The 16,113-nt window shown below is 68.1% G+C and carries 15 protein-coding genes and 6 tRNA genes; 4 read left to right on the top strand and 17 right to left on the bottom strand.

The annotated features are described in order from the left end of the window. Positions 1–134 precede the first annotated feature (134 nt). The 7 genes from ABIC21_RS03025 to ABIC21_RS02995 all read right to left on the bottom strand — a co-directional run bounded on the left by ABIC21_RS03025 (position 135) and on the right by ABIC21_RS02995 (position 6,928). The gene (locus tag ABIC21_RS03025; protein ID WP_354348933.1) at positions 135–1,514 is read right to left on the bottom strand and encodes an HRDC domain-containing protein; all 1,380 of its coding nucleotides are present in this window, start codon (positions 1,512–1,514) and stop codon (positions 135–137) included. Between the two features lie 86 nt (positions 1,515–1,600). Then, positions 1,601–2,251 (bottom strand): DUF3000 domain-containing protein, encoded by a 651-nt coding sequence (locus ABIC21_RS03020; protein WP_354349067.1) that lies wholly within the window; start codon positions 2,249–2,251, stop codon positions 1,601–1,603. Positions 2,252–2,353: 102 nt separating this feature from the next. Beyond that, positions 2,354–3,442, bottom strand: a complete 1,089-nt coding sequence (locus ABIC21_RS03015; protein ID WP_354349066.1) for a threonine aldolase family protein — start codon at positions 3,440–3,442, stop codon at positions 2,354–2,356. Between the two features lie 63 nt (positions 3,443–3,505). Then, a complete protein-coding gene (locus ABIC21_RS03010; RefSeq protein ID WP_354348932.1) occupies positions 3,506–4,264 on the bottom strand; it encodes an SDR family NAD(P)-dependent oxidoreductase in 759 nt (252 codons plus the stop codon). Continuing rightward, a complete protein-coding gene (locus tag ABIC21_RS03005) occupies positions 4,261–5,667 on the bottom strand; it encodes a DUF6421 family protein (RefSeq protein WP_354348931.1) in 1,407 nt (468 codons plus the stop codon). The genes ABIC21_RS03010 and ABIC21_RS03005 overlap by 4 nt, the downstream gene beginning before the upstream one ends. A 245-nt stretch (positions 5,668–5,912) precedes the next feature. Beyond that, entirely contained in the window at positions 5,913–6,425 is a 513-nt protein-coding gene (gene msrB, locus ABIC21_RS03000; protein WP_354348930.1) for a peptide-methionine (R)-S-oxide reductase MsrB, read from the bottom strand. Positions 6,426–6,439: 14 nt separating this feature from the next. Then, positions 6,440–6,928, bottom strand: coding sequence for a hypothetical protein (locus tag ABIC21_RS02995; RefSeq protein WP_307462929.1), 489 nt, complete (start codon positions 6,926–6,928; stop codon positions 6,440–6,442). Positions 6,929–7,047: 119 nt separating this feature from the next. On the opposite strand from ABIC21_RS02995, the gene ABIC21_RS02990 reads away from it, so the two are divergent. Next, a complete protein-coding gene (locus tag ABIC21_RS02990) occupies positions 7,048–8,370 on the top strand; it encodes an alpha/beta hydrolase family protein (RefSeq protein WP_354348929.1) in 1,323 nt (440 codons plus the stop codon). Here the strand turns inward: ABIC21_RS02990 and ybaK are convergent. Genes ybaK through ABIC21_RS02975 form a run of 3 tightly spaced genes read right to left on the bottom strand, consistent with a single transcriptional unit; the run spans position 8,367 to position 10,298 of the window. Further along, the gene (gene ybaK, locus ABIC21_RS02985; protein ID WP_354348928.1) at positions 8,367–8,864 is read right to left on the bottom strand and encodes a Cys-tRNA(Pro) deacylase; all 498 of its coding nucleotides are present in this window, start codon (positions 8,862–8,864) and stop codon (positions 8,367–8,369) included. The genes ABIC21_RS02990 and ybaK overlap by 4 nt on opposite strands. A 36-nt stretch (positions 8,865–8,900) precedes the next feature. Next, positions 8,901–9,359, bottom strand: coding sequence for a SufE family protein (locus ABIC21_RS02980; protein ID WP_354348927.1), 459 nt, complete (start codon positions 9,357–9,359; stop codon positions 8,901–8,903). A gap of 21 nt (positions 9,360–9,380) precedes the next feature. Next, entirely contained in the window at positions 9,381–10,298 is a 918-nt protein-coding gene (locus ABIC21_RS02975) for a sulfurtransferase (protein WP_354348926.1), read from the bottom strand. Between the two features lie 230 nt (positions 10,299–10,528). Here ABIC21_RS02975 and zapE point away from each other — a divergent pair, with 230 nt between their 5' ends. After that, positions 10,529–11,566: a cell division protein ZapE gene (gene zapE / locus ABIC21_RS02970; protein ID WP_354348925.1), complete on the top strand. Its 1,038-nt coding sequence runs from the start codon at positions 10,529–10,531 to the stop codon at positions 11,564–11,566. Between the two features lie 171 nt (positions 11,567–11,737). Here zapE and ABIC21_RS02965 read toward each other — a convergent pair whose 3' ends face one another. From ABIC21_RS02965 to ABIC21_RS02940, 6 genes are all read right to left on the bottom strand, one after another. Further along, entirely contained in the window at positions 11,738–12,007 is a 270-nt protein-coding gene (locus ABIC21_RS02965; protein ID WP_354348924.1) for an antitoxin, read from the bottom strand. Between the two features lie 223 nt (positions 12,008–12,230). After that, positions 12,231–12,305: transfer RNA gene (locus ABIC21_RS02960), tRNA-Val, on the bottom strand. Between the two features lie 38 nt (positions 12,306–12,343). Then, positions 12,344–12,416: transfer RNA gene (locus ABIC21_RS02955), tRNA-Gly, on the bottom strand. 56 nt (positions 12,417–12,472) lie between these two features. Then, positions 12,473–12,547, bottom strand: a tRNA-Val gene (locus ABIC21_RS02950). Positions 12,548–12,586: 39 nt separating this feature from the next. Beyond that, positions 12,587–12,657: transfer RNA gene (locus ABIC21_RS02945), tRNA-Cys, on the bottom strand. 45 nt (positions 12,658–12,702) lie between these two features. Next, a tRNA-Gly gene (locus tag ABIC21_RS02940) sits at positions 12,703–12,775 on the bottom strand. A gap of 306 nt (positions 12,776–13,081) precedes the next feature. Between ABIC21_RS02940 and ABIC21_RS02935 the strand changes: the two genes are divergently transcribed. Beyond that, a tRNA-Val gene (locus tag ABIC21_RS02935) sits at positions 13,082–13,153 on the top strand. A 106-nt stretch (positions 13,154–13,259) separates the two neighbouring features. Beyond that, entirely contained in the window at positions 13,260–14,108 is an 849-nt protein-coding gene (locus ABIC21_RS02930; protein WP_354348923.1) for a cytochrome, read from the top strand. A gap of 13 nt (positions 14,109–14,121) precedes the next feature. Here ABIC21_RS02930 and ABIC21_RS02925 read toward each other — a convergent pair whose 3' ends face one another. Next, positions 14,122–15,828, bottom strand: a complete 1,707-nt coding sequence (locus tag ABIC21_RS02925) for an HNH endonuclease (protein WP_354348922.1) — start codon at positions 15,826–15,828, stop codon at positions 14,122–14,124. Between the last annotated feature and the right edge of the window lie 285 nt (positions 15,829–16,113).

Genomic DNA, 16,113 nt, shown 5'->3' with positions numbered 1-16,113 from the left:
CCCCGGGCTCAAGGAGCCAGGGGCAGCAGGAGGCCGGGCGACATCAGACAACATGTTACTCGTCAGTAACATAGCTGGCAAGGAGTTCGTGGCGCGCCGCCGGGGAGAAGTTCCGGGAGCCGGCGCGGCCGGTCCTAGGGCGCCGTGTCCGGCGCTGCGTCCGTCGTGGCCGGCACGGACTTGGCTTCCTTCACGGGCAGCGGCTGCGGGTTCTGGAAGGCCTCGGCAACGAGGGGCGCGACGAGTTCAATCTGCCACTGGCGGGCCCCCAGGTTCGCCAGTTCCTCGGCGATGCCTTCGTCGCTGGGCTCGACCGGCGGGCGCCAGCAGACGCGGCGGAGGTAATCCGGCGTCAGCAGGTTTTCCACCGGCATGTTCAGCTCCTCGGCCTTGGCCTGCAGCAGCGGCCGGGCGGTGGCAAGCCGGGCGGCGGCCTCCGGGTCCCGGTCGGCCCAGACGCGCGGGGGCGGGGGAGCGTTGGTGGGCAGGTGCAGGGGAGGGAGGTCCTCGAGGGTGCGGGCGGTGCTGATGCAGCGCAGCCACCGCGGCGCCTCGCGCTGGGCGGCGCGGCCGTGGAAGCCCTTGGTGCCCAGCAGCTGGGGCACGGTGGCGGGCATGGCCTTGGCGGCGGCGACGAGGGCGGAATCGGGGATGAGCCGGCCGGGGGCGACGTCGCGCTTCTGTGCCAGCGAGTCGCGCTCAAGCCACAGTTCGCGGACCGCGGCCAGCTGGCGCCGGTCGCGGATCTGGTGCAGCCCGGAGGTCTTGCGCCACGGGTCCACGCGGGGCGGCGCCTGCCCGGTCTCGAGGATGGCGGCGAATTCCTGTTCGGCGAAGTCCAGCTTGCCGTCGGCGACCAGGAGCTCAATGAGTTCCTCGCGCAGCTCGGTGAGGACCTCGACGTCGAGCGCGGCGTAGCGCAGCCACGGTTCCGGCAGCGGCCGGGTGGACCAGTCGGCCGCGGAGTGTTCCTTCGCGAGGCCAAAGCCGAGGAGCTGTTCGATCACGGCGGCGAGTCCCACCCGGGGGAGCCCGGCGAGGCGGGCCGCGAGCTCGGTGTCAAAGAGTTTGTCCGGCCACATGCCGAGTTCGGACAGGCAGGGCAGGTCCTGGCTGGCCGCGTGCAGGATCCATTCGACGCCGTGCAGGGCGTCGTTGACGATGGCCAGGTCCTTGAAGGGTTCGGGATCAATCAGCCAGGTGCCGGAGCCCTCCCGGCGGATCTGGACCAGGAAGGCGCGCTGGCCGTACCGGAAACCGGAGGCCCGCTCGGCGTCCACTCCCGCGGGGCCGTGGCCTGCTGCGAGGGCCGCGGCGCAGCGTTCCAGGCCGGACTGCGTTTCAATGACAAGCGGCACACCGTCGCGGGGGGCATCGAGATCGATGATCTCGGGGACCAGGCTGTCGAAGCCGTCCACCGCGATGTGGGCTGTGGTGTCAGCCGCCTCGGTCTTGCTTTGCACTGTGTTGGCGGCCGCGCCCGCGGTGGTGATTTCCGGAATATGAGGGGTCATGATGACTTCAGTTTAGCGACAACACGGTGTCGGGGGCCGCGCTTCCGCCAAAGCGAAGCACGTTCCCCCGGTGCGCGGGCCGCATTTCAGGCCAGTCCGCGGCGCCAGCGCGGCAGCGGCGTGACGCCTTCGGGCAGCGGGGGAAGGCCCGCGAACGTGCAGACCATGTCCGACCAGGCCTCAAGGTGGGACGTGATGTCGGGTGTGGCCGGAGTCCAGGATGCCCGGAGCTCAATGTCGATCGAATTGGGCCGGTCCGCTAGAGTCCCAAAGCTTTCGGACAGCACCCGGGTCGCGGTGCCGCCGGCCGAGCGGTATGGGGCGGCATGGTTTTCGAGGGCTTCAGCGAGCCACGCCCACGCGACGGAGCCGAGCATTTCGTCGTTGCCCATTTCCGGCTCCAGCTGGGCGCGGATGTAGGTGACAATCCGGAACTCGCCCTCCCAGACCGCGGACCCGTCGGGATCGTGCAGCAGGATGAAGCGGCCGGTGGCCAGCTCGATGTCGTCGCTGGCGGACGCCCGCGCCAAGGCCGCGGCCGCAGGGCCGTGAACGGCGACGGAGGGCGCCGCCCCGCCGGGGGCGACAACTTCTGCCCCGAGGGCGACGGAGAATGGCGCCAGCCGCGCGGGCGCCGGGATCTCCTCCAGGCGCAGCTCATTGCGGGTTCGTGCCTGCCGAAGGGTTCCCAAGGCAAAGAGAAAATCCGCCGGAACCTGGTCGAGTGCGTTCACAATGGAAGATTATGCAAGGGGCGCTCCCAAGCCCGGCAGGCTCGCCGCCGCTGCCCCGTCCGGCTTTCACCGGGCCGGGCGACGGCGGCCGTCCTGCCGCCGGGGTCAGCCGGCAGCGAGTTCGCGCCTGATGGCAGCGATGAAGGAATCAACGTCGTCCTCGGTGGTGTCGAACGAGCACATCCAGCGGACCTCACGTTTCGCCTCGTTCCAGTCGTAGAAACGGAAGGATTCGCGCAGCCGGTCCGCAACTCCGGCCGGCAGGATCGCGAACACGCCGTTGGACTCGGTCTTCTGGCTCAGTTCCACGCCGGGGATGGACTCGACGCCGGCACGCAGCCGGGCAGCCATCGCGTTGGCGTGCGAAGCGGAGCGCAGCCACAGGTCACCCTCGAGCAGGGCGATGAACTGGGCGGACATGAACCGCATCTTGGAGGCCAGCTGCATGTTCATCTTGCGCAGGTAGATCAGCCCCTGGGCCGCGGCCGGGTTCAGCGCCACCACGACCTCGCCGAAGAGCAGTCCGTTCTTGGTGCCGCCGAAGGAGAGGATGTCCACGCCGGCGTCGCGGGTGAAGGCCCGCAGCGGCACGCCCAGGTGGGCGGCGGCGTTGGCCAGCCGGGCGCCGTCCATGTGCAGCTTCATGCCCTTGGAATGGACATGCTCCGCGATGGCCCGGACCTCGTCGGGGGTGTAGCAGGTGCCGAGCTCGGTGGTCTGGGTGATGGACACCGCCAGCGGCTGGGCGCGGTGCTCGTCGCCCCAGCCCCACGCCTCCTTGTCGATCAGCTCGGGGGTGAGCTTGCCGTCCGCCGTGGGGACCTGGAGCAGTTTGATGCCGCCGATCCGCTCCGGTGCGCCGTTCTCGTCCATGTTGATGTGGGCGGTCGACGCGCAGACGACGGCGCCCCAGCGCGGCAGCAGGGACTGCAGCGACAGCACATTGGCGCCGGTGCCGTTAAAGACCGGGAAGCATTCGATTCCCTCACCGAAGTGCTGCTCCATCAGCTGCTGCAGCCGGGCGGTGTAGGCGTCCTCGCCGTAGGAGACCTGGTGGCCCTCGTTGGCAGCGGCCAGGGCGGCCAGCACCTCGGGGTGGACGCCGGAGTAGTTGTCCGAGGCAAAGCCACGGACGGAGGGATCGTGGAGCCGCACGGCAGTGCTGGCAGGGGCAATTTCAACTGTGCTTGTCATCGGTTTGCTCACGCTTTCAGTCTAAGGAGGTCCGGGCCCAGGGGCTAAGTCCAGGGTCCGGGCTCAGGGCTTGGGCTCGGGGCCCAGCAGTATCCGACGGCCGTTCAGCTCGGCCGCGGGGGAGGTGAAGAGCCCGACGGCGGCAGCCGCCAGGTCCTCCACGTCGGTGAATCCTGGGAAGCGGCGCTCCGGCGACTTCGCCCGCATGGCCGCGTCCACGAGGGCCTTCACCACGAAGACCACCGCGGCGCTGCGCTGTTCCACGGGGTCTTCCTTGCGGCCAGACTGGCTCGCCTGGAACCCGTCGGCGAGGGCCAGGGTCCAGGCTTCAGCGGCGGCCTTGGCGGCCGCGTAGCTGGCGCCGCCCGCCGTCGGCTTGGCCGCCGCGGTGGAGGAAACCATGGCGAAGCGCCCGGCGTCCGAGGCGGCGAGATCGTCGTAGAAGACCCGTGTGACGTTCCGCAGCGTGGTGATGGCGCCGCGTTCCAGGAATTCCCAGTCCTCGTCGCTCTGGTCCGTGATGCCCTTCGCGCCGCGCCAGCCGCCGACCAGGTGGATGACGCCGTCGACCGACCCTCCCGTTCCGGCCAGCCGGGCATGCACCGCCGTGTGCAGCGACCGGACCTCGGCGAGGTCCGCGAGGTCGCACACCAGCGGCGTGACGCCGCTGCCGGCTTCCGCGGCGGCCGCCTCAATCCGGGGCCCGTCCGAGCCCACAGTGAAGACGGTGTGCCCGGCGTGGCGCAGGGCGCGGGCGGCAGCGATCCCCGAAGGGCCGCTGCCGCCCGTGACCAGGACGTTCAGAGGGCGTCCGGTACTCATCCGGCGTTCAGGGCTGTGTTTGCCGTGCCGGTGGAGCCCGTGTCGGACGTGCCCGTGATGCCGGCCGTGGACTCGATGACCGGGCGCATCTTCTTCTCGAGGGCCTCGTAGAACATCGAGAGCGGGAACTCGTCGTCGAGCACCTGGTCGGTGAGCCCGCGCGGCGGGCCGGCCAGCGGCAGCGCGTCCGGACCCTTGGCCCAGACCGAGGCAGGGTTGGGCGTGACAGTGCCCGAGATCAGCTCGTAGGCAGCCAGCCAGTGCGCCATCTTCGGGCGGTCGATCGAGCGCCAGTAAAGCTCCTCGATCCTGGCGCCGAGTTCAACCACGACGTCGGCGGCCTCGTCCCAGTCGATGCTGAGTTTGCTGTCGGTCCAGTGCAGCACGTGGTGCTGGTGCATCCACGCGAACAGCAGTTGGCCGCCGAGGCCGTCGTAGTTGCGGACCCGGGTGCCGGTGATGGCGAAGCGGAAGATCCGGTCGAAGATGACGGCGTACTGGACCAGCTTGGCGTGCCGGCGGGCCTCGGGATCGGCGTCCTCGTCCTTTTCGATCTTTACGGATTCGCGGAAGGCGGTCAGGTCGCAGCGCAGTTCCTCGAGGGAGTAGAGGAAGTAGGGCATGCGCTGCTTGATCATGAACGGGTCGAAGGGCAGGTCGCCGCGCATGTGGGTGCGGTCGTGGATGAGGTCCCACATCACGAAGGTTTCCTGGGTCAGCTCCTGGTCCTCGAGCAGGCCGGCGGCGTCCGCCGGCAGCTGCAGCGAGGTGATGTCCGCGGCGGCGCGGAGCACGCGGCGGAAGCGGGCCGCCTCGCGGTCGGCGAAGATGGCGCCCCAGGTGAAGGTGGGGGTCTGGCGGACGGCGACGGTTTCCGGGAACAGCACCGCGGAGTTGGTGTCGTAGCCGGGGGTGAAGTCCAGGAAGCGGATCGGGACGAAGAGCTTGTTGGAGTATTCACCCTCCTCCAGGCCGGCGATGAACTCGGGCCAGATGACCTCGATCAGCACCGCCTCGACCAGGCGGTTGCTGCTGCCGTTCTGGGTGTACATCGGGAAGACCACGAGGTGCCGCAGGCCGTTCACGCGGTGCTGCTGCGGCTGGAAGGCCTGCAGGGAGTCCAGGAAGTCGGGCACGCCGAAGCCGCCGTCGGCCCAGCGGCCGAAGTCCGTCACGAGGAGGGAGAGGTAGTCGGCGTCGTGCGGAAAGGCGGGAGCCAGGGCCTCAATGGCCGCCGTGATCGTGCGGACATGCTCCGCGGCCGCCTCGTGGTTCGCGGTCTCCGGAACGGAGCCGTCCTGAACCTGCAGTGCCTGCAATGCGGTGGCGGCAGCCTTGAGCTGCAGCCATTCCGGGGAGCTGGCGGAGATCGGGGCAGTGGTGGTGATAGCGGTGGTGGTCATCGTCAGCGGGCGCCTTTCTGTGTACTGGGAGCGTCGCTCGTCAGTGAATAAAACGAGCGTAGCAAGCAAACAGGAGCCCTAATGCAAAATCGGGTTGAGCATAAGAAAGTCTGTGGCAAGTGGGTTGCGCAGACCGGGTCAGCTCCAGCGGCCGCGGGGCTGCCCCACACTGCAGGGGACCCCCGCCGGGCCCGCGGGTGCGGCTCCGGCGGGGGTCCCCAGGGAAATCCGGCCCCGGCGCCAGGCTACTGGCCGGCGTCGTCCGTTGAGACCAGCTTCAGGGAGACGGAATTGATGCAGTAGCGCTGGTCGGTCGGGGTCCCGTAGCCCTCGCCCTCAAAGACATGGCCCAGATGCGAATCGCAGTTGGCGCAGCGGACCTCGACGCGTTCCATCCCCAGGGTGCGGTCGTGGATGTACTTCACCGTGCCGTCGGCGAGCGGTGCCCAGAAGGAGGGCCACCCGCAGTGCGAGTCGAACTTCTCCTGGCTGGTGAAGAGCTCCGAACCGCAGGCGCGGCACTGGTAAACGCCCGCGGTGTGGGTATCCCAGTACTCGCCGGTGTAGGGCCGCTCGGTGCCCGCCTGGCGGAGCACCCGGTACTCCTCGGGCGTCAGTTCCTGGCGCCACTGCTCGTCGGACTTGTCAGCCGGCGAGGTGCCAAGCTGCGCGGTGCGGCCTTCTGTGGCGCTGCCGGCACCGGACCCGGCGGGGGCGGCGACAGGCGTGACTTTTGGCTTGTTACTAAAGATGCTCATAGCCTCAATAACGCTCAGGAGTCCCCGATAAATCCCGATCCGGCGTACAGATGCAGGACCGGCAGGCCCAGCTTGTCCTGGGCCTTGGTGGCCCAGTCCGTGTGGAAGGTATCCGCGACGGCGTGCGGGCGGGTGATCACCACGGCCTGCCCGGCGCCGAGTTCCTTGACCTTGGCGACCATGCTGTCGACGGCCTTGCCCTCGAGGATTTCGCCGGTCACGCCGCTGCCGAGTCCGGCCAGGGCCGCGAGGGAGACGGCCAGGGTCTCGGCGGCTTCGGCGCGTTCCCCGGCGGGGTCGGAGTGTCCCGTCAGCTCACGGAAGGCCTTGGAGATTTCCAGCAGGGAGAGGTTCTCCAGGAAATCCACCAGGAGGTGCCGCTCGGTGCTGGCCGGAACCAGGACCACCAGCGGTGCATCACCCCCGGCGAGCAGGGTTTCGATGTTGACGCGGTCGTCCGCGCCCAGGGGCTCTTCTGTCAGGATGACGATTGGATCACTCATGCCCCCAGCCTAGTCGCGCCCCGGTGGGCCCGCACGGATTGGAGCCCGTGTGCCCACCGTCGGTGGTCCCTGGCGCCCCGGATGCCACTCCGGACGCTGAGTTCGGTAAGAATGGTGCCATGGCTTCCTCCTCACGCCTCCTGCCGGACCCGCAGCTGATCTCCACCGTCCGTGGAAAAGCTGCCCGCGCCGTCGCGGACTCCGCCGGCGAAGTTTCGGTCACAGGCAGTGCCAAATGGGCGCTGGGCGGCATCATCGGCGGCAGCGCCGCGGCCGGACTGCTCGCCGCAGGATCCTCTGCCCTTGCCCTCTATTTCGCCCGGCGTGTGATCACTCCGGCCAAGGTCCGGGAAGAGGACCAGGAGGTTCTGGCAGTGATCCGGGGCGGTCACCGGCTGCAGGTCATCCTCGCCGCCACGCCCGAGGCAACGGTCGAGGGCGTCTACGGACTGTTCTTTGACGGCGGCCGGGGACACGCCCGGATCGGCCGGATCGTGTCCTATTCGCCGGCGGAGCGCACGGTGCAGCGCGAAGTCGAGGCCGTCTACAGCGGCGACCTCAGCAAGACCCGCCGCGGATACTGGAGCGGAGCCGCCTACCCGGACCCTGCCAGCATCGGCCTTCCGTCGGAAGACGTGGACATCGCGGTCGACGGCGGGACGGCCCCGGCGTGGCTGGTCCGGGCACCGCAGGAATCCGGCATCTGGGCGATCATGGTGCACGGCCGCGGCGCGAGCCGGCAGGAATGCCTGCGGGCGGTCCGGACGGCACGGGAACTGGGCATGTCCAGCCTGCTGATCACCTACCGCAACGACGGACTGGCGCCCTCGGCGCAGGACGGACGCTACGGCCTGGGCTCCACCGAGTGGCGTGACGTCGAGGCAGCCATCGGCTTTGCCCTGGAGCAGGGGGCCCGTGAAGTGGTGCTCTTTGGCTGGTCCATGGGCGGCGCCATCTGCCTCCAGACCGCCGACCTGTCCCGGTACCACCACCTGATCCGGGCCATGGTGCTCGATGCCCCGGTGATCAACTGGGTTAACGTGCTGGCACACCACGCCGAGCTCAACCGGATCCCGTCGGCGGTGGGCCGGTACGGACAGCTGATGATGAGCCACAAACTGGGCCGGCGGCTGACCGGCCTCGCCGCGCCGGTGGACCTGAAAGCAATGGACTGGGTGTCCCGTGCAGTGGAACTGCGGACGCCGACCCTGATCATCCACAGCGTCGACGACGAATACGTCCCCTATGGCCCGTCCGCTGCCCTGGCCGAGAAGAACCCGGAGATGGTCACCTTTGAGATGTTCGACCGTGCCCGGCACACCAAGGAATGGAACGTGGATCCGGAGCGCTGGGAACGGCTGGTCGCCGCCTGGCTGGGGCAGCAGATAGCACCCCGCCCGAATCCTGGCCAGCAGGATCCCGAGGCGCCTGCTCCCGCTTAGGTCCTGCCGGAGCCGATCCGCGCCGTGCGTGCCCCGGTGAGGCGGATCAGTTCCGCCGGGCTCAGTTCGATGTCGAGGCCGCGCCGCCCGCCCGACACCAGGATGGTGTCCAGGTCCAGGGCGCTGTCATCCACAACCGTGGGGGAGGGCTGCCGCTGTCCCAGCGGCGAGATGCCGCCGAGCACGTAGCCGGTGCGGCGCTCTGCCGCCGCCGGATCCGCCATGGTCGCCTTCTTGCCGCCCAGCGCGGCCGCCATCGCCTTGAGGTCCAGGTTGCCGCTCACGGGCACGACGCCGACGGCGAGCCGGCCGTCGACGTCGACCATCAGGGTTTTGAACACCCGGGCCGGGTCGACGCCGAGCACCTCCGCGGCTTCCAGCCCGTAGCTGGCGGCCGCAGGGTCATGGCTGTACGGGTGGGCGACGAAGGGAACCCCGGCGGCCGCCAGTGCTGCGGTGGCCGGGGTTCCCTGTGACGCCTGCTTGCGTGCCAATTTGTCCGGGTGCCTGCGTGGGTGGGCGACCGGGCGTCAGGGCTGCTGCGGGAGGGCAGCAACCTTGCGCTTGATCCGGCCCAGCATTGCCGTCATCCCGCGCATCCGCAGCGGAGTGATGGCCCGGGTGAGGCCCAGCAGCTCTGGCATGTCGTCCGGCACGGCCAGGATCTCCGCGGGGCTCAGCCCGTCGAGGCCCTCGTGCAGCACACCGGCAAAGCCGCGGGTGGTGGGGGCCTCGGGCGGTGCCTTGAAGTAGAGCCGGACGCTCTCGGCAGCGCCGCCGTCGGACTTTTCCGTTTCGATGGTCAGGAACAGCGGCGACTGGCACTCGACCACCTGCTCCATCAGTTCCGGGTGGTCCTTGAGCCGGTCCGGGAGCTCCGGGAGTTCACGGGAGAACTCGAGCAGGAGCTGGAGCCGTTCGGGTTCGGTGACGGCCTGGAAGTCGTCAACAATTTCCGCCAGTGCGGTGGGGAGGGCAGCAGTATTCATCTCTTCCAGCTTACGCCCGGGCTAGCGGGCGGCGGGGACCGCGCCGCGTTCGCTGCCCTTGACGATCGGGACGCGGACGGCGTTGCCCCATTCGGTCCAGGAACCGTCGTAGTTGCGGACCGTCTCGAAGCCCAGCAGGTACTTGAGGGCGAACCAGGTGTGGCTGGAACGCTCGCCGATGCGGCAGTACGCCACGACGTCGTCGCCTTCCTTCAGCCCTGCCTCGCCCAGGTACAGCGCCTCAAGTTCGGGGCGGGTCCGGTAGGTGCCGTCCTCGGCGGCCGCCCGGGCCCACGGGATGGAGGCCGCGGTGGGGATGTGCCCCCCGCGCAGGGCGCCTTCCTCGGGGTAGGCCGGCATGTGGGTGCGCTGGCCGGTGTACTCCTCGGTGGAACGGACGTCGATGAGCGGCTTGCCGAAGTGGGCCAGCACGTCGTCCTTGAACGCGCGGATCGGGGCGTCATTGCGCTCGACGACGGGGTACTCGCCGGGGGTGATTACGGGCTTGTCCGTGGTGAGGGCGCGGCCCTCGGCGATCCACTTGTCCCGGCCGCCGTCGAGCAGCCGGACGTCCTCATGCCCGAAGAGCTCGAAGACCCAGAGGGCGTAGGCTGCCCACCAGTTGGATTTGTCGCCGTAGATGACGACGGTGCTGTCGCGGGAGATTCCCTTGGCCGCGGCGAGGGCGGCGAACGCGGCGCCGTCGACGTAGTCGCGGGTGACCTCGTCATTCAGGTCCGTGTGCCAGTCGATCTTCACGGCTCCCGGGATGTGGCCGACCTCGTACAGCAGCACATCCTCGTCGGACTCCACCACCACGAGCTTGCCGTCGGCGAGGGCGCCGGAGTCGATCGCGGCGGCCAGCCAGTCGGTGGACACGAGCCGCCCGGGGTGGGCGTAGGCGGCGAACTTCTCGTTCTGCTCAACGGGGTAGGGCATTGAAATGGCCTTTCACTGAAACGGTCAGGAGGCCGGGCCATGGAGGGATCGCGTGCGGCGCCGGGCCTTCTCCAACACTAGCCACGCCCCGCCGGGATTGCCCCTCCGGGTTCACACTCGGAAATATGGCCTTCGTCACGTGCTGTCCGCCCGGCCCACGCGTGCCGACGGGCAGTCCGCGCATTGCCGGTATTCTTTCTGGGGACAAGAGACCAGCAGAACGGACCACCTTGGTACAGATCGAACAGCTCGCCGCCCGCACCCCGGCAGTTTCAGTGGATGAACTCCTCAACGGGTTTTATCCGTCGCCGCGCTTCGGTGAGGTTTCGTTTTCCAGCTACCGGCCGGATCCGGCGCAGCCCAGCCAGGCCTCCGCGGTCAGGGCGCTGGAGGGATTTGCGGCCAACGTCGGTGCCCGCGACGGCGACGGGCTCTTCAAACGCCTCTTCGGCAAGAAGGACATGTCCCGCGCCGGGATCTACCTCGACGGCGGCTTCGGCGTCGGCAAGACCCACCTGCTCGCCTCGCTGTGGCACGCAGCCCCGGGGCCCAAGGCCTTCGGCACCTTCGTTGAATACACCAACCTGGTCGGGGCGCTCTCCTTCCGGAAGACGGTCGAGGCCCTGAGCCACTACAAGCTGGTCTGCATCGACGAATTCGAGCTCGACGATCCGGGCGACACGGTGCTGATGTCCCGCCTCATGCGGGAACTGGCCGACGCCGGCGTCAAGCTCGCGGCCACCTCCAACACGCTGCCGGGTTCCCTCGGCGACGGCCGCTTTGCCGCCGTCGACTTCGCCCGGGAGATCCAGGTGCTGGCGGACCAGTTCGACGTGGTCCGGATCGACGGCGAGGACTTCCGCCACCGCGGCCTGCCCGCCGCGCCGCAGCCGCTGCCGAACGACCAGCTGACGCACCACATGCAGAACGAGTTCCACGGCAAGACGGTGGCCCGCGACGAGTTCAGCACCCTGATCAACCACCTGGCCGGTGTCCACCCGAGCCGGTACCGCCAGATGCTGGACGGGATCGAGGGTGTGGTCTGGAAAAACGTCCACACCATCACCGAGCAGGCCGTCGCGCTGCGTTTCGTGGTGCTCGCGGACCGGCTGTACGACAAGGACGTGCCCATCCTGGCCAGTGGCGTCCCGTTCGACCAGCTCTTCACCGAGGACATGATGACCGGCGGGTACATGAAGAAGTACTTCCGCGCCGTCTCGAGGCTCACCGCCCTGGCCCGCGAGGGCCAGAACCACGAACCCTCCTAACGCCTAAAGCAACGCGGGGTCACTTTCGGCCCATCCCGACGCATCGGATGGGCCGGAAGTGACTGTAGGTTGCTTCGTTAGGCGCCGTTCGACGCTGCCAAAGCGTCGTTAAACGCCGGAGGTGCCGGTGCCACCTCTCGGCGGGACCGGCACCTCGCTGACGTATCTGGGTCAGAGGCCAGGCTGGCGGGGTTCCCCGGTAACGGGGGGCTGACCGGCGACGGGATTCTGCTCGGCGACGGGGGCCGTGTTCGGCCGGTCGTTCGCTTTGTCCACGAAGTCGGAAGCGCCTCGCTGCACGGAATCGATTTTGTCGGCGTGCTTTCCGCCGGTCTTGGAGTCGACGAAATCGCCGGCCTTTTCGATGCCGTCCTTGATGGCTTGTTCGTTGCCACCAATTACTTTCTGAGCCTTGCCCTTTAGATCGTCAAGTAAACCCACGGGCACCTCCCTTCGGTCGCGGAGCCAGATCGCTCCTAGCGATTTCTACCCTAGCGGGAGGCAGCGGGGGTGCCAAGGGTGTCCGCCCACAGGGTAAAAGATGCCGGGCCAGGTGCACAGGGTATAACGCCCCCCCAGAGCGAGGACTGGGGTCAGGGGAACCGGCCCCGTGGCCCGGGGCCGCAGGGCGCAAAAAAGAGCAGCTCCGGGGGAGCTGCTCTTGTGGTGGGCGATACTGGGATCGAACCAGTGACCTCTTCCGTGTCAGGGAAGCGCGCTACCGCTGCGCCAATCGCCCGCAACCGGAAGGATCCGGAGTGGAGTTGTAATGAAGAGAGCGGACGACGAGATTCGAACTCGCGACATCCACCTTGGCAAGGTGGTGCTCTACCAGCTGAGCTACGTCCGCATTTTAGTCCATGCCGGCTGGGCCGGTGGTACTGCATCAAGCAAGTTGCCTTGCTCTGGTGGGCGATACTGGGATCGAACCAGTGACCTCTTCCGTGTCAGGGAAGCGCGCTACCGCTGCGCCAATCGCCCCTTGCATCCGACCGAAACCGGAAACCAGGGTTTTCACCGAGGTGGGTACGGGATTCGAACCCGTGTATACGGCTTTGCAGGCCGCTGCCTCGCCTCTCGGCCAACCCACCGTGTAGATAGGATTCCGAAGAACCTTACCGTGACAGTGTCCTGCGAGCGGACGACGAGATTCGAACTCGCGACATCCACCTTGGCAAGGTGGTGCTCTACCAGCTGAGCTACGTCCGCATTATTGTCTGCAATTCCCCGCCGCAATCGGCATTTCCTCGCGTTCCAACGAGTAAGAACTCTATAGGAGGTTCATGGAACTTACAAATCGAGAGGGCGACGGCGGACGCGGAGAGCGCTGCATCGTTGAGTTTTAGCGGTTCTTGCTAATTACAGCCCTGTAATTCGCGCTCGATTTCAAGCCGGCTTCCGTTGGCCCAGGCTGGCTTCCAGCACCTCAGCGGAGGACTCATTCGGTGACCTGCGCGGAACGCAGCGCTCCGATTTCTAAATTCCGCCAGGGTGGGCTAGCATTCAATGGCATTGGGGCGATTGGCGCAGTGGTAGCGCGCTTCGTTCACACCGAAGAGGTCACTGGTTCGAACCCAGTATCGCCCACCCAAGAAATGGTCCGTTCCGCTCACCGAGCGGGGCGGACCATTGTTGTTAGTGCAGTTGGGCTGCTGTTGGCCCCACTGTCAGAGCCCCGTGAAAGAGTCTTGCCATGACCGCCCCACTTCTTGCGCACGCCACGGACTACGGCCGGATGTATGCCCGCTCCACCTCGGAGCAGTTCTCCGTGCCGTCCATTACCACCGTGATCGGGCAGCAGCCCCACGGCCTGGATGGATGGTTTGGATACATGGGCGCCAACAGCCTGGCCCAGGACCCGACACTTCCCGGCATTCTCGGCAGCCCGGCCAAGGTCCGCCAGGCCGTGAGCCGCGCTGCCAAGGCGGCGGAGACCTACCGCGACGACGCGGCGAAGCGAGGGGACCGGGTGCACAACTACTGCGAACAGGTTGCCTTGCGTGCACTGGGTCGCCCGCACCAGATGAAGGAAACCCGCGACGCCCTCGCGGCCAACGGTGACGAAGCCTTCGCGGCCCGCTTCGACGAGTGGTGGGAACTCTTCCAGGTGGAGCCGATCGCTCCGGAAATTACCGTCTGGAACAAGACCGTCGGCTACGCCGGCACCCTGGACCTCGTTGCCAAGATCAACGGCCGTACCTGCCTCATCGACTACAAGACCAAGGGCACCAGCCGCGACGGCACCGTCAAACCCCTGGATGACAAAGTAGTCATGCAGCTCGTGGCCGGCATGAAGGCCGAGGAAAGCCTCGTGGACCCGGTTGCAGGGGAGTGGGAAGCCTGGCAGCACGGTGAATCGCCTATCCTGCTCGCGGTTGCCATCGGTCAGACGGAAGTCCGCCCACTGCGCGCCAACCCGGAAGTCCTGAAGCACCACTGGTGGAAGTTCTGCGCCCTGCGGCGCGTCTGGGAAATGTCCGCCGACACCACTGCCGCCGGAACGGCGCTGCTCCCACTCCTACCGCCGCCTATCACCCGGTAGTCCGACCCCAGGGTCAGGCTGCGGTGCTGCCGAGGTCTGCGGGGCGGAAGTAGTAGTTGCGTCTAGGTTTTTGGCGTGGGTCTATGTGGGGTGGCGGGATGAACCAGGGGATGCCGGTGCGTACCTGGATGGTCCAGTGTTCCTTGTGGATCACGTGGTGGTGATGGGAACAGAGAAGTGCCGCGTTCTCTGTGCCGGTCGTTCCGCCGCGGGACCAGTAGTCGATGTGGTGCGCTTCGCACCAGGGCGCGGGGATGGTGCAGCCGGGGAACGCGCAGCCCTGGTCGCGGGCGGTGAGGGCTTTGCGGAGGTGCGGCGGGAAGACCCGTGAGGTCCGGCCGATGTCCAGGATCCGGCCTTCGCCGCCGAGGAGCACCGGGATGATGTCCGCGTCGCAGGCGATCTTCCTGACCGTGGAGGCGGTGACCGGGCCGGTGAAGAGCAGGTTTCCGGTGTGCTCCGTCGTGGCGCCGGGCCGGAACGGGCCGCCGGCGGTGCCCTGCAGGTCGGCGTCGCTGGTCCCGTTGGTGCGTCCGAGCCGGGTGAGGAGGTCGCGGTAGTCGATGGTGACCATGACCTGGGGGCGGAGTCCTCCGGCGGCGGGCAGCGTGCCGGCGGCGAGGGCGATTTTGGCGGCGCCGACGAGGCCGTCGAGGCGTTTCTGCGGGCGTGAGCGAAGGTCGAGCGGGACGTCCACGCCGTCATTCCCTCTGTCCGGTGCCCCACCGGCGGCGGCGGTTTCCGGTGTCTCCGCGGCGGTGGTGCGGGGGTTGGTGGCGGTGTTCATGACGGTGAGGAGGTGTTCGAACTGTTCGGCGGTCGCGAAGATCTCCAGGTGCTGGAGTCCGTGGCGGGGTTTGCGGATGAACGCGCCCTGGAGCTGGCGCAGGAGCTCCTCGGAGGGCTCGGCCCCGTCCTGGTCCAGCGCGTCGGTCCAACTCCTGGCCACCCGGGCCAGGAAATCCGGATCGTTCTCTGCCGCGGTGCGGGTCAGGGCGTGCTCCATCCCGGCGGACGCCTCGGCGTCGCAGAGGTGCCGGACACGCTCCAACGCCAGGGTGATGATCGTCGCGGCCCGGGATGCGACCTCACCATAGGCGACGGCGGAGCCGAGCTCCCCGTGTACGGGCGGCAGGGGTTCGCCGGTGAACCCCTGACGCGGCAACAGACTGTCCGCGAGGCAGAGCCGGCGGCGGGCCTCGGCGGCGCTGATCCGCAACCGCGCCCGCAGGAACTCCGTGGTGTTCCGGTACCCGTCATCAACAGCTTCAACAACAGCACCAACAGCAACAGCCGGGCCGTCAGCGGCTGCAGGGGCGTTCGCGGCTCCCGCATCAGCGGTCACACTGTCCGGCCCGGCAGTCCCGGTCCCGGACTCCGTGAAAGCGCCGGTACCGGTGGTTTCCCGCCAGCCGGTGGTCCATGAGGTGCCCGCCTTCGAGGCGGAAGCGGCGGCCTGCTTCCGGGTTCGGTCCACGGCCCCGGCCGCCACGAGCTGCAGATATTCCATAACCCGCGAGAGCTCCTCCACGGTGCCGGCGAAATCCGACGCGGTCTGGAACCCAAGCAGCGCCGCGTCCTCGACCGCCGTCAAACCCACTTCCCGGAGCGTGGCGAGGGCGGCATCCACACCCTCCATACGGGCCACACCGGAGGGCCCGGCTGGAGCGATGCCCCGGCCCGAGTCCTCAACGGTGATGAAATCCCTAGCGGCTTCCATGAATCAATTACATCAGCGAGCTCCGACAAAAAAGCGCTGGCCAGCGTCAGGCACAGATTCCAGCCAGCCTCGGGCACGGACTTGGGCCAGGTTCATGCCGCCAGCGCCGGCCCGGTCCGCTATCTGAGGAACCCTGGCCTGCCAGGACCGGGAACCGCGGCCCGGGTTGGCCCAGACCACGGCGGGCAACCCGCGATCCCACGCCGCCCGCGCCCCGCCCTACCCGGGACGCCCATCAGCCCCGCCCAAGCCGATTCCACGAACCCGTCCGGGCCGGGTCCCCGT

This window comes from Pseudarthrobacter sp. PvP090 (assembly GCF_040547365.1).
GTDB lineage: Bacteria > Actinomycetota > Actinomycetes > Actinomycetales > Micrococcaceae > Arthrobacter.
The sequence above is the reverse complement of the archived record's forward strand: the minus strand, read 5'-3'. Positions and strand labels throughout refer to the sequence as shown.